We start from the raw sequence: 12804 nt of genomic DNA, 5'->3' as shown, positions 1-12804 counted from the left end.
CACGATGTTTACAGGAATCGTCGCGGCAGTGGGCCGCATTGAATCGGTCAAACCCCTCGGCACCGATGGCGACGCGGGCGTACGCCTGCATGTCGAAGCCGGCGGCCTCGACCTCGAAGACGTGCAGCTCGGCGACAGCATCACGATCCAGGGCGCCTGCATGACGGTGGTGGAGAAAACCGCGCGTTCGTTCGACGTGGACGTATCGCGGGAAAGCCTGAACTGCACGGTCGGTCTTGGCGAGCCGGGCGACGTCAACCTCGAGAAAGCGCTGCGCGCGCACGACCGGCTCGGCGGCCATATCGTTTCCGGTCACGTGGACGGCCTCGGCACGGTCACGCATTTCGCGCCGGTCGGTGAGTCGCATGAGTTGCGTGTGCTGGCGCCGCGCGAGATCGGCCGCTATCTGGCATTCAAAGGGTCGATTACGGTCAACGGCGTGAGCCTGACGGTCAACTCGATCGCCGATCGCGCCGATGGCTGCGAATTCTCGATCAATCTGATTCCGCACACGGTGCAGGTGACGTCGCTGAAGAATCTGCGTGAGGGGTCGAAGGTGAATCTCGAGATCGATCTGATTGCGCGGTACGTGGAGCGGATGCTCAGCGCGAATCAGGACGGCGATAAGCCCTTGAAGTAACTCGGTTTCTCGCCAGGCGACCGTCTACCGATGCGAAGCGCCGCGCTCCGTGCGATCCGCTTCCTCATAGCTCGAGAACAACTGGCACACGGCACCCGCATCGAGACAGCCATGCAGCAGTTCACGAAACTCGTGGTCGCAAAAGCGCTGGGCCACATCGGCCAGTAACCGTAGATGCGTGCTGTTTGCCCATTCCGGAACGAGCAGAACCACCACATCGCTCACCGGTTTGCCATCCGGTGCATCGAACGGAATCGGTATCACGGGGCGAACGTAAAAAGCCATGGCGTGACGCAGCGCTCGTATCTGACCGTGCGGGACGGCCACGCCTTGGCCGAGTCCAGTCGAGCCCAGTGCTTCACGTGCCGTGAGCCCTTCGGTCACGCTCGTTGCCGATAACCCATGGTGTTGTTCGAAGAAGCGGCCGAACTGCGCGAAAAGTGTCTCCCGGTCAACCGCGTCCAGACCAAGCAGAACATGCTGCGGTGAAAGCAGTTGCGCAAGGGTGCCTCCTTTTTCGGCCGTTTCAACACGCTCAATGGGTAAGTCGGCGCGCGGCAGCGTCTCGCCATTCATCAGGTCCCGCCAGGCGTCCGTCGGCGCGTCGGGGATTTCAAGCAGCCGCCCCATCTCGGCTGTCGGCGCCAGATGGGCGAGCCGCTGAATCGCCCCGTTGACCGCTTCCTTCGGCAGATAGAGCGATAGCCGCACACGGCCGGTTCCGTGTAGCGGCGTGACGCGAATGGTCCATTGCTGACCACCGCAGTCCCGGATCAGCGCCTGGCGCAACGGCGTGGCGTGCTGGGCGTCCACGGTGATGCGCATCATCACATTGCGGCCGGCCGCGCTCCGCGACCGGCCATGGGGCGGAGTTTTACCCAGTCCGAAAAAAGTCCGTAGACCAACCAGCGCGCGAGTCATAGCGGCCCCTGTGCGTTATCTGCTATCAGGTTAGCCGGATCGCCATTAACTTGGCGTAAAAAGTCGCTGCCGGTCGCTAACCTGATCCCGACGGGTCGTCCCGATGCCTCGCTCCACATAATCGACTGACGACGCTCCCGTGCTCCAGCCTGTCGGCGGTAATGAGCCGGTCCACATCCTCCGTGCTGCGCACAACTGGTAGCATTCGGGGCACTCGCACAGGCCGCATCCGGGTCATCAGATCGGATGAAAAACTTGAGTCCAGTGATGGCGGCATTGAGCGACAACGGTGAAACTCTGTTCTCAACGCTTGTAGGGATGTTCCAATGCTCTGGAAGATTGAAGGCTCCGAGACGCATATTCTGGGTTCGGTTCACTTCACCAACCTTGATCCGCTTCGGTTACCGACCACTGCCGTAGAGGCATTCAGAACCTCCCGTCATATCGTATTCGAAGCGGAGTTGTCGACACCTCCCGACTCCGCGCCCCTCTTGCTGTCGAATGACACGACACTCAAAGAATGTGTGACCGACGTGACGTATGCGCGGGCTCATTCGCATTGGCGGCGGCTAGGACTTCCCGTCACCCATCTTCCGCGATTCAAGCCCGGTGCGGCGGCGCTGATCCTTCACCTGAACCAAGCGGCAAAGAACGGCTATGTGATCGAACGAGGCATAGATCGGGTTCTTTGGGATCGTGCTGCTCGCGACGCAAAGCGTCGTGGGGCGCTTGAGACAATTGAAGCTCAGACCACTGCATTGACATCGTCGCCGATTGCAGAACAGGCCTCCATGTTGGAGTACTTCGTCAACGGCGATCTCGGTCTTTCCGCGTTGTCTTCGCGAGTGCGCGCCTGGATGCACGGTAATACCTTGCCGTTCGACGCCGCGTTGGCGGACAACCGTCGGCGGTGGCCGGCAATGTCTGAAATTCTGATCGATCAGCGAAACAGGAATTGGGTACCAACCATAGTCCGAATGGCCGGCGATCAGGAGCGTCGACTTATCGTGGTCGGCGCGCTCCACACAGTCGGTCCGATCGGATTGCCGCGACTCCTGTCGAAGCATGGGCTGTGTTTGCGTCCCCGAGCCTGGCACCTCGCTTAATCACTTTACAGACACCATTGCGTGACGGTATTCGCCCGGGTCGACAACGGCGGTTGAATGAAACGATTTGAACTGCTCGCCCATACCATGGCCGACGAAATTCGCTCGGGCCGCCGCCCGGTGGGCTCCCGGATGCCCTCGCTGCGACAACTGACCACCCAGCACAGCGTCAGCCAGTCCACCGTATTCCGCGCCTACTACCTGCTTGAAGAAATGGGCCTGATCCGGGCGCGCGAGCGCTCCGGATACTACGTCGCGCCGGGCGCCGCGCTCGATCGGCAAACAAGCCCGCGTCCCTCCGTGGCAGTCGAGGCCGCCAAAGTCGAGATTAGCGACCTTGTTTTTTCGGTACTCGATGCCGCGAAACATCCTGATATCGTTCCGCTGGGCTCGGCATTTCCGTCGCCGCTGCTGTTTCCGCTGCAACGTCTCGCCAAGTCGCTCGGCCACGCCAGTCGTCTGATCGGTCCGTGGAGCACGGTCGTGGATTTGCCGCCCGGAAACGAGCAATTGCGCCGCCAGATTTCCTTACGCTATAGGGGAATGGGTATCGCGCAATCGATGGAAGAGATCGTGGTCACCAATGGCGCGTTGGAAGCGCTCAACCTGTGCCTGATGGCCGTGACGCGCCCAGGCGATCTCGTGGCAGTCGAGTCGCCCGGTTTCTATGCGGCATTGCAAGCGATTGAGCGGCTCGACCTGAGAGCGGTTGAGATTCCTGTCGACCCGGTCTCGGGCCTCGACCTGGACGCGTTGTCGGAAGCCCTCGACAGGCAGCCCATCCGGGCCTGCTGGTTCATGACCAACTTTCAGAATCCGACCGGCGCGGCGATGTCGCTGGAGAAAAAGAAGGCGCTGGTCGAACTGCTGGAGCGACATGACGTCCCGCTCATCGAGGACGATGTATATGGCGAACTGCATCATGGCCCCACTGCCCCGCAGCCCGCGATAGCCTTCGACAAAAAAGGCCTCGTGATGCACTGCAGTTCGTTTTCGAAGACGCTCGCGCCGGGCTATCGCATTGGTTGGGTAGCGGCCGGGCGTTTCACGCACAAGGTACAGCGGCTGAAGTTGATGACCACGCTATCGGCCAGCATTCCGGCTCAGGCAGGTATAGCCGATTACCTTCAGCACGGCGGGTACGACAAGCATCTACGAAAACTGCGCACGGCATTGCGCAACCAGCTTGCCGGCATGGATGCGTTGCTACGACGCTGGATGCCCGGGGATTCGCAATGGACGTTACCGGGCGGCGGCTATTTTCTGTGGCTCCGACTTCCGTCGCGGGTCGACGCAATGAAACTGCACCGTCTTGCGATCGAGCACGGCGTTAGCATTGCACCGGGCCCCATCTTCTCGGCGCGCCACGTGTTTCAGGACTACGTCAGGCTGAATTTTGGCCACCCATGCGACGACAGAACCGCCCATGCCGTCAAGACTTTGCACTCGTTGTTCGAACAGGCTCGCGAATGAACGGGCAACGATAGCCCCGCGACTGCAAAAAGACGGCACGGACCCCGCAGATGCAAAGCGCCAGTTCGAACGCTTCTCCGGCTACTATCAGGCCGACGTCGCAACGGCCGGAACCTTTGCCGGCGGCACGCCTTCTACTGTCGGCCGCTGTTGAACCGAACCGGGATAACGCAGGTATACGAATCGCCGAATGGGGCTCGGCGCTCATGCATCGAGCCCCGCTGCGATACGCGTTCGAACCTGCGGCGCATTGCCGTCCAGAGCCGCGATCGCCTCGGAACCTAATCTCTCGACATCGCCCTGTCGACTGACATCTGCGTCGGCATCATGTTCTCGTTTGCGTTGTGCATGACCCACAACGACAGCCCCACGATGACCGCAATCAGGAATGCCGTACAGGCGAACACCCCGGTGTTGGCCCGTTGGTCGCGTGACGCGCCGATATGAAGAAAGAAGATCAACTGCACGACGAGTTGCACGACGCACAACACGACGATTGCCGCGAGTCCATAAGCATGGGGAAGCTTGCCGAACATCACGACACCAAATGATGCGAGTGTCAGGATAAGCGATAACGCCATGCCGACCCCATAGCTCTGAAGGCTACCGTGGGACGATCCATGTGCTGTGTCGAGCGACACCTGTTGCTGAGAAGTGCTTTTCATACGAAGTTGCGCAGATAGATGAAGGTGAACACGCAGATCCAGATCAGATCGAGGAAATGCCAGAACATGCTCAGACAGGCGAGCCGGCGACGCGTTACGCCAGTCAGGCCGAATTTGTAGACCTGATGCATCATCACGGCGATCCACAAAAGGCGGCGCTTACGTGCAAACCGTGAGTACCGACCAGAACGAAATAGGCGGAGAGAAAGGCGCTGACATGCGGGCCCGCTCCTTCATGAATCAGCTTCGCAAACTCCACCAGTTCCATGCCGATAAAGCCGGCGCCGAACGCAAACGTCACCGCAAGCCAGCCGATCACACTGCCGTTCCGACGACTTTGCATGCAAAGCATGGCCATGCCGAACGTAAAGCTACTGATCAGAAGCAACAAGGTTTCGCCGAGGACATAAGGCACTTCGAAAAGCGCCCGTCCATCGGGGCCGCCGGCCGTCGCATTGGCAAGCACACCAAACGTGGCAAACAGGGTCGCGAAGATGAGACAGTCGCTCATCAGGTAAATCCAGAAGCCAAAGGTGGTTTTGGTGCCGTCGTCGTGGGAATCATGATCGGCGCCGGCATGCGCTACCGCGCGATAAGTCGGTGCATTCATACGGTGGCCACCTCGTTCAACTGCGCATAGCGCGCGCTTTCAATCCGTGCGACTTCGGCCGCCGGTACGTAGTAGTCGACATCCTGGTCGTAGCTTCGGACGATAAACGTGACAACCGCCCCGACCAGACCAACCGCCGCAAAGATCCACATGTGCCAGACCAGCGCGAAACAAAGCAGGAAGCTGAAAGCCGAGACGATCACGCCCGCGCCCGTGTTGCGCGGCATGTGAATATCTTCGTAGCTGTCCGGCTCGACGTAGGCAATACCGGCCTCCTTGTTGTCCCAGTGCTGTTCCAGCGACGTGATGACCGGTACATGGGCAAAGTTGTAGAAGGGTGCCGGCGATGCAGTCGACCATTCGAGGCTTCGAGCGTTCCACGGGTCACCAGTGTGGTCGCGATTTGCGTTGCGATTGCGAATACTGACGGCGATCTGGATGATCATCGACGCAATACCCGCGGCCACGAACAGTGCGCCGATCAACGCCACGACCAGCCATTTGTGCCATTCAGGCACCGCGTAATGGTTCATCCGCCGTGTCATTCCTTCGAAACCGAGGATATAGAGCGGCGTAAATGCCAGCCAATAGCCAATGAGCCAACACCAGAAGGAAACCTTGCCCCAGAATTCGTCGAGCGTGAAACCGAATACTTTCGGAAACCAGAAGCTGATCCCTGCGAGACAACCGAACACTACGCCGCCGATGATCACGTTGTGAAAGTGCGCAACCAGAAAGAGGCTGTTGTGCAGAACAAAGTCCGCGCCCGGCACGGCCAGCAAAACACCCGTCATGCCGCCCACAGCGAACGTGACCATGAAGCCGATCGTCCACAGCGTCGAGGTGTGGTAGCGGATTCGCCCGCGATACATGGTGAACAGCCAGTTAAACAGTTTGACGCCGGTCGGGATGGAAATAATCGACGTCATGATGCCGAAGAACGCGTTGACGTTCGCGCCCGAACCCATCGTGAAGAAATGGTGGAGCCAGACAAAGAACGACAGTATTCCGATCGAAACGGTTGCGTACACCATCGACTTGTAGCCGAACAGCGGCTTGCCAGAAAATGTCGAGATGATTTCCGAGAATGCCCCGAACGCAGGAAGAATCAGGATGTACACCTCCGGGTGTCCCCATACCCAGATCAGGTTGATGTACATCATCGCGTTGCCGCCCAGCTCATTCGTGAAGAAGTGCATGCCGAGATAGCGATCCGCGGCCAATAACGCCAACGTACCGGTCAGAACCGGGAATACGGCGACAATCAATGCATTGGTGACGAGCGCGGTCCAGACAAAAACCGGCATCTTCATCAGGTTCAGACCCGGCGCGCGCATACGCAGGATCGTCACAATGAAGTTGATGCCGGTCAACGTCGTGCCGACACCCGATATCTGCAATGACCAGATGTAATAGTCGACGCCCACTGTCGGGCTATATCCGAGTTCGGAGAGCGGCGGATACGCAACCCAGCCTGTCGCGGCGAAGTCGCCCACGAACATCGACAACATCACGAGCACGGCACCGACGGCGGACAACCAGAAGCTAAGCGAATTGACGAACGGATAGGCCACGTCGCGAGCACCGATTTGCAACGGCACCACTACGTTCATCAGTCCAAGAATGAGCGGTGTCGCCACGAAGAAAATCATGATCACGCCGTGGGCCGTGAAGATCTGATCGTAGTGGTGCGGCGGAAGATACCCTGCCGCGTCACCCGATGCGACGGCCTGCTGCGCGCGCATCATGATCGCATCGGCAAAACCGCGCAATAACATGACGAGGGCGAGAATGATGTACATCACGCCGATTCGCTTATGGTCCACCGAGGTGATCCATTCGCGCCAGAGATAGGTCCATTTCCCGCTGAAGGTGATTGCCGCCAGCAATGCGATGCCGAGGACCGCTACGACTGCCAGTGTGCCCATGATGATGGGCTCGTGATACGGAACAGCGTCGAGATTAAGTTTTCCAAACATGATGACTACTCCACAGCCTTGAGGGCAGGCAATTTGGCTCCAGCGCGGTCGACTGCGAGTGCGGTGGTGTCGGCCTTGCAAATCGGCGCGTCGGACGCGCTATGCATGTATTGACCGACGATGTCGTTGAACAGGCCTCGCGAAACATTGGCATAGACCATCACAGCGTTTTTCTGACTGGGCCTGGCCAACGCTTCGTAGGTGGATTGATCAAGCGAAACCGGCGAGTTCCTTGCGCGCTCGATCCACGCGTCGAAGTCTGCCCGCTTCGTCACGATCGTCTCGAAGTGCATGTCGGAGAAACCCGGACCGCTGAACGCGGCCGACCGGCCCGCGTAGCTGCCCGGCGCATTGGCAATCAGGTTCAATTGCGTCCGCATGCCGGACATCGCATAGATCTGGCCGCCGAGTTGCGGGATGAAAAACGAATTCATCAGCGACTCGGCGGTGAGGTCGAACTGGATCGGCGTATCGACGGGAAGCGCAAGCTGATTGACCGACGCGACGCCATACTCCGGATAGATGAACAGCCATTTCCAGTTCAGCGCAACAACCTCGACATGCACCGGCTTCGTTTTCGATTCAATCGGTTGCGAGGGGTCGAGACTGTGCGTCGTACGCCAGATCACCACGGCCAACGTAGCGACGATCAGACAGGGAATCATCCAGACCACCACTTCGATCGCGGTGGAGTGCGCCCACTTCGGCGCATAAGCCGCTTTCGTATTCGATGCGCGATAGCGCCACGCGAAATAGAGAGTGAGAATAATGACCGGAACGACCACCAGTAGCATCAGTCCCAACGCAAGAAGAATGAGGTTCTTCTCCTGAACACCGATGTCGCCTTGCGGATTGAACAGCACCATGCTGCATCCGCCCAGCAAGCTCGATGTACTCAGTGCAAGCAGGCGTCCCGCAGCAGTACAACGGCGTCGAAATGAACAGACATGGGAATGGTCGATCGAATGAGCCCTGACTAAAGGCTTTCGTTTGAAAATAGCGGAGGTCAGCATGTCTTCTTTCGTAGTTTCCGGTAACTGCATTTATGCATGTAGCCCGCGAAACCAGACAGATTCGACTTGCCCTGCCAAACGACTCATCGCCTGGCCAACCGCATGTCCTGCTAACTATTCCGCTGTAAAATGCGTGGACCTACATACCGTTGTCGGGATCGTACGGTAAGACAAAGTCCATACATCTGCGACGGAATGACGCGAATTGAAGGCCGCACATACTCAGTACGAAGCGCCCCACTGGTTCACAGGATTTGCATCCGGCCATGGTCCGATCTACCTGCAAATCGTTGAATTTCTTGAATCCGCAATTGCCAATGGATCGCTGAGCCCCGGCGATCGCCTGCCGCCCCAGCGTCAACTGGCCGAAACGTTGAAAGTCGATCTGACGACCGTCACTCGCGGATTTACCGAAGCGCGTCGGCGTCATCTGATCGAAGCGAGAGGTGCGCTGGGCACATTCATTGCCGCACCGAAAGTCGATCTGACTCATCGCATCGACCTGAGCATGAACATTCCACCATCGCCTGCCGATGTAGATATGGCCGGCATGCTCAAGCACGGCGCTTCGCAGATCCTCATGCGCTCCGACGTAGACCTTCTGATGACCTACCACCTTGGCGGCGGCAGCAGCGCCGACCGTGACGCGGGTGCTCACTGGTTAAAGCGGATGCTTGGCCGAGTCGATACAAGCCGGGTGATAGCTTGCCCGGGAGCGCAGTCGACTCTCGCCGCACTGATACTCGCGTCGACCCGGCCTGGTGATGTAATCCTGACAGAACCGCTGATTTATCCGGGTTTGCCGGAAGCGGCGATTCAATTGGGCCGACGAGTCGAGACTGTTGAAGTCGACGCATCGGGCATGCGTCCGGATTGTCTCGAAGACGCTTGCCGCACCTATGACGCGCGCCTGATTTACCTGAACCCCACGCTGCAGAATCCGACCGCGCGGACCATGCCCGAAGAACGTCGTCGCGACATCGTCAGAAGTGCCGCCCGCTGTAAAGTCAAGATCATCGAAGACGACCCTTACTGGCTTTTTAGCAACGACGCTCCGCCGCCGCTCGCTCGACTCATGCCGGAGCAAGTCTATTATTTGTCGACGCTTTCGAAATGTATCTCGCCGGGATTGCGTACCGCGTTTCTTCGTCTCCCGACCGGTGAATCGGAAAGCCGGATTCTCTCCGCATTACACACCTTCTCGGCGGCTTCGCCGCTGACCACGGCACTTGCCACGCAGTGGATACACGATGGGTCTGCGGATCAACTGCTGGCAGGCGTCTTACGGGAATCCCATGAGCGGCAACGTGTGGCGACCGATACGCTTACCGGTACGTCGCCCGAATCCGCCGGTTCTGGAATCCATTTATGGTATCCACTCCCGCGTTTCTGGAAGGCCGAAGAATTATCCGCGGCCGCTCATTGCGCTGGTCTTCTGGTCACGCCTTCTCGCGAATTCTATTTGGGAAGCAATCCGCCGAACGCAATACGGATCTCGCTGGGCGGCTGTGCGAGCAGAAAACAACTTGCGGCTGCGTTGAAGAAACTGTCGAATCTTTTGACGCATTCTTCCCCCCACTACGCTGGGGTCACGGCATAAACATCGTTGCCTCGCCAGGGGTTCGGCACTGTCGAACTCGCTTACCGTCTATTGCCATTACTTTTGCGCTCGCGGCGACGTTCGGTCGAACCGCTCGTTACTGATTTCTATATCCACGAGAAAATTCTCAGCCCACTCTTTAAACACGATCGCGATAGGGACTAAGGTTCTCGCAAGAGGACTCAGTGCGTACTCCACACGCAATCGCCTTCCATACTGGTTTCGCATCAGTAAGCCATCGCGCTCCATAACCCTTAACGTTTGGGTGAGCAGTTTGTCGGAGATGCCTTCCAGCCGACGTCTGATGTCGGAAAAATGCAGAGGTTCATCCTTTAGCGCAATAGTGACCAGCAGGGTCCATTTGGTTCCAATCCGGGAAAGCACGGTGCGAGAGGGGCAATCTTTAACGAACGCGTTCGGCGGAAAGTCCGCCTGCTTCAACAGGGTCATGTTTTTCCAACCACGTCTTCCAATGACTTGCACGCAATTGAACGAAAGCGGTTGGACGAGGCGAACCCGATCGTCAGGGATCTTGCTTAAACCGCAAATCGTACGTTCCTATTGGAAAAGAAGGCTACGTAGATACCGCTTCACACTCAAGAAGCAGTTGTCGAAATTTATAACGTAGCAGCGGGAGGGCCAGGACGGCGATAAGCCGTTGAAGTAATCAGGCACCGGGCTATCTGCATTCCCGTTGAACTGAAAATAAAAAAGGGCGGCGCTCTCGACGAACGCCGCCCCCATTCTCACGGTTCCAATTGCAACGAACCGTGACGCTACCCTTCAGCTGAAATTCACTTGCGTTTCAACTGCGAAAGATCGCGCACCGCGCCGCGATCGGCAGAAGTGGCAAGCGCTGCATAAGCCTGCAACGCCTGCGACACCACACGCTCACGATTCACCGGCAACCATGCGTTGTCGCCGCGCGCTTCCATCGCTGCGCGGCGGCGTGCGAGTTCGTCGTCCGACACCACGAGATGCATCTTGCGCTGCGGAATGTCGATCTCGATCACGTCGCCGTCTTCCACCAGACCGATCGTGCCGCCCTCGGCCGCTTCCGGCGACGCATGCCCGATCACCAGCCCCGATGAACCACCGGAGAAACGACCGTCCGTAAACAATGCACAGGTCTTGCCCAAACCCTTCGACTTCAGATACGACGTCGGGTACAGCATTTCCTGCATGCCCGGACCGCCCTTCGGACCTTCGTAGCGAATCACGACCACGTCGCCCGCGACGACCTTGTCGCCGAGAATCGCTTCGACGGCGTCGTCCTGGCTCTCGAACACGCGCGCACGACCCGAGAAAACCCATTGCGATTCGTCGACACCTGCGGTCTTGACGATACAGCCCTTCTCCGCGAGATTGCCGTATAGCACGGCGAGACCGCCGTCTTTCGAATACGCGTCCTGCTTGCTGCGGATACAGCCGGTTTTACGGTCGGTGTCGAGCGTGAGGAACGTGCGGTCCTGGCTGAATGCGACGGTGGTCGGAATGCCGCCGGGCGCCGCGCGATAGAACTTCTGCGCTTCTTCGCCCGCGCCGCCGGCGATGTCCCACTTGGCGATCGCGTTGCCCAGCGTGCCGCTATGCACGTTGCCGCACGACAGATCGAGCAGCTCCGCGCGCGCCAGTTCGCCGAGAATCCCGAGGATGCCGCCGGCGCGGTGCACGTCTTCGATATGGTATTTGTCGGTGGCGGGCGCCGCCTTGCACAGGCACGGCACTTTGCGCGAGATACGGTCGATGTCGGACATCGTGAAATCGACGCCCGCTTCCTGCGCGGCCGCCAGCAAATGCAGCACGGTGTTGGTCGAACCGCCCATGGCCACGTCGAGCGCCATGGCGTTCTCGAACGCCTGCTTGCTGGCAATGCTGCGCGGCAGGACCGACGTGTCTTCTTCCTGATAGTAGCGGCGGCACAGGTCCACCACCAGACGGCCGGCCTGTTCGAACAGGCCCTTGCGCCAGGCATGCGTGGCGACGATCGTGCCGTTGCCCGGCAGCGCGAGGCCGATCGCTTCGGTCAGGCAGTTCATCGAGTTCGCGGTGAACATGCCCGAGCACGAACCGCATGTGGGACAAGCGCTGCGTTCGACTTCGGCCACTTCGGCGTCGCTGATCTTCGGGTCGGCGGCTTTGATCATCGCGTCGATCAGATCGATCTTGGCGATCACCTGGCCGTCGGTCGGCGATTTGATCTTGCCCGCTTCCATCGGACCGCCTGACACGAACACGACCGGAATATTCAGCCGCATCGCGGCCATCAGCATGCCCGGGGTGATCTTGTCGCAATTGGAGATGCAGACCATGGCGTCGGCGCAATGCGCATTGACCATGTACTCGACCGAGTCGGCGATCAGTTCGCGCGACGGCAGCGAGTACAGCATGCCGCCGTGGCCCATCGCGATACCGTCGTCGACGGCGATGGTGTTGAATTCTTTGGCCACGCCGCCGGCCGCTTCGATTTCCTTCGCGACCAGCGCGCCCAGGTCGCGCAGATGCACATGGCCCGGCACGAACTGCGTGAACGAGTTGACCACGGCGATGATCGGCTTGCCGAAATCGTCGTCTTTCATTCCGGTGGCGCGCCACAGGGCGCGGGCGCCGGCCATGTTGCGGCCGTGGGTCGATGTGCGTGAGCGGTAATGCGGCATGGTCTGTCTCGAACGTTTAGCGGGGAGTGTGTTCTGGGGGCGGCCTTCGCGGGCGCGACGGATTATAGCAACGCGAACCCACACGGGTCCCATGCAAAGCGGTCGACCCACCGTCAGACGCCCCACGCACGGTCCTTGAG

Annotated in this window: 10 protein-coding genes and 1 pseudogene; 4 read left to right on the top strand and 7 right to left on the bottom strand. The window is 59.2% G+C overall.

Going from position 1 to position 12804, the window contains the following annotated elements:
* Window positions 1–4 precede the first annotated feature (4 nt).
* Window positions 5–640 carry a riboflavin synthase gene (locus PQQ51_RS05025; RefSeq protein ID WP_408495306.1) on the top strand — a complete coding sequence of 212 codons (636 nt, stop codon included), beginning with the start codon at window positions 5–7 and terminating at the stop codon, window positions 638–640.
* Between the two features lie 24 nt (window positions 641–664).
* Here PQQ51_RS05025 and PQQ51_RS05020 read toward each other — a convergent pair whose 3' ends face one another.
* On the bottom strand, window positions 665–1468 hold the full coding sequence (locus PQQ51_RS05020) for a PTS sugar transporter subunit IIA (RefSeq protein WP_408495304.1): 804 nt from the start codon (window positions 1466–1468) through the stop codon (window positions 665–667).
* A gap of 419 nt (window positions 1469–1887) precedes the next feature.
* Here PQQ51_RS05020 and PQQ51_RS05015 point away from each other — a divergent pair, with 419 nt between their 5' ends.
* Together PQQ51_RS05015 and PQQ51_RS05010 are read left to right on the top strand one after the other, a co-directional pair.
* The gene (locus PQQ51_RS05015) at window positions 1888–2667 is read left to right on the top strand and encodes a TraB/GumN family protein (protein WP_408495302.1); all 780 of its coding nucleotides are present in this window, start codon (window positions 1888–1890) and stop codon (window positions 2665–2667) included.
* Window positions 2668–2724: 57 nt separating this feature from the next.
* Complete coding sequence (locus PQQ51_RS05010) at window positions 2725–4140, top strand: aminotransferase-like domain-containing protein (protein ID WP_408495300.1); 1416 nt, start codon at window positions 2725–2727, stop codon at window positions 4138–4140.
* 281 nt (window positions 4141–4421) lie between these two features.
* Here the strand turns inward: PQQ51_RS05010 and cyoD are convergent, their stop codons facing one another.
* The 4 genes and pseudogenes from cyoD to cyoA form a co-directional block, all read right to left on the bottom strand.
* Window positions 4422–4805: a cytochrome o ubiquinol oxidase subunit IV gene (gene cyoD, locus PQQ51_RS05005; RefSeq protein WP_408495298.1), complete on the bottom strand. Its 384-nt coding sequence runs from the start codon at window positions 4803–4805 to the stop codon at window positions 4422–4424.
* A pseudogene (gene cyoC / locus PQQ51_RS05000) lies at window positions 4802–5415 on the bottom strand (cytochrome o ubiquinol oxidase subunit III). Before cyoC ends, cyoD begins: the two are co-directional and overlap by 4 nt.
* The gene (cyoB, locus tag PQQ51_RS04995; RefSeq protein WP_408495296.1) at window positions 5412–7394 is read right to left on the bottom strand and encodes a cytochrome o ubiquinol oxidase subunit I; all 1983 of its coding nucleotides are present in this window, start codon (window positions 7392–7394) and stop codon (window positions 5412–5414) included. The pseudogene cyoC and the gene cyoB overlap by 4 nt, the downstream one beginning before the upstream one ends.
* Window positions 7395–7399: 5 nt before the next feature.
* On the bottom strand, window positions 7400–8407 hold the full coding sequence (gene cyoA / locus PQQ51_RS04990) for a ubiquinol oxidase subunit II (RefSeq protein WP_408495294.1): 1008 nt from the start codon (window positions 8405–8407) through the stop codon (window positions 7400–7402).
* Window positions 8408–8612: 205 nt separating this feature from the next.
* Here cyoA and PQQ51_RS04985 point away from each other — a divergent pair, with 205 nt between their 5' ends.
* Window positions 8613–10007, top strand: a complete 1395-nt coding sequence (locus tag PQQ51_RS04985) for an aminotransferase-like domain-containing protein (protein WP_408495292.1) — start codon at window positions 8613–8615, stop codon at window positions 10005–10007.
* A gap of 57 nt (window positions 10008–10064) precedes the next feature.
* On the opposite strand, the gene PQQ51_RS04980 is transcribed toward PQQ51_RS04985, so the two are convergent.
* Both PQQ51_RS04980 and ilvD read right to left on the bottom strand, forming a co-directional pair.
* On the bottom strand, window positions 10065–10457 hold the full coding sequence (locus tag PQQ51_RS04980; protein WP_408495290.1) for a winged helix-turn-helix transcriptional regulator: 393 nt from the start codon (window positions 10455–10457) through the stop codon (window positions 10065–10067).
* Window positions 10458–10801: 344 nt separating this feature from the next.
* The gene (gene ilvD / locus PQQ51_RS04975; RefSeq protein ID WP_408495288.1) at window positions 10802–12664 is read right to left on the bottom strand and encodes a dihydroxy-acid dehydratase; all 1863 of its coding nucleotides are present in this window, start codon (window positions 12662–12664) and stop codon (window positions 10802–10804) included.
* Between the last annotated feature and the right edge of the window lie 140 nt (window positions 12665–12804).

It is taken from the genome of Paraburkholderia xenovorans (assembly GCF_046030735.1).
In the GTDB taxonomy this organism is placed as follows: Bacteria; Pseudomonadota; Gammaproteobacteria; order Burkholderiales; family Burkholderiaceae; genus Paraburkholderia; species Paraburkholderia xenovorans_A.
Note: the sequence above shows the minus strand (reverse complement) of the source record. Positions and strands in the feature narration are given on the sequence as shown.

Coding starts and splice junctions, on each gene's coding strand:
- PQQ51_RS05025 (WP_408495306.1), top strand. CDS start 5: ATGTTTACAGGAATCGTCGCGGCAGTGGGCCGCATTGAATCGGTCAAA.
- PQQ51_RS05020 (WP_408495304.1), bottom strand. CDS start 1,468: ATGATGCGCATCACCGTGGACGCCCAGCACGCCACGCCGTTGCGCCAG.
- PQQ51_RS05015 (WP_408495302.1), top strand. CDS start 1,888: ATGCTCTGGAAGATTGAAGGCTCCGAGACGCATATTCTGGGTTCGGTT.
- PQQ51_RS05010 (WP_408495300.1), top strand. CDS start 2,725: ATGAAACGATTTGAACTGCTCGCCCATACCATGGCCGACGAAATTCGC.
- cyoD (WP_408495298.1), bottom strand. CDS start 4,805: ATGAAAAGCACTTCTCAGCAACAGGTGTCGCTCGACACAGCACATGGA.
- cyoB (WP_408495296.1), bottom strand. CDS start 7,394: ATGTTTGGAAAACTTAATCTCGACGCTGTTCCGTATCACGAGCCCATC.
- cyoA (WP_408495294.1), bottom strand. CDS start 8,407: ATGCTGACCTCCGCTATTTTCAAACGAAAGCCTTTAGTCAGGGCTCAT.
- PQQ51_RS04980 (WP_408495290.1), bottom strand. CDS start 10,457: ATGACCCTGTTGAAGCAGGCGGACTTTCCGCCGAACGCGTTCGTTAAA.
- ilvD (WP_408495288.1), bottom strand. CDS start 12,664: ATGCCGCATTACCGCTCACGCACATCGACCCACGGCCGCAACATGGCC.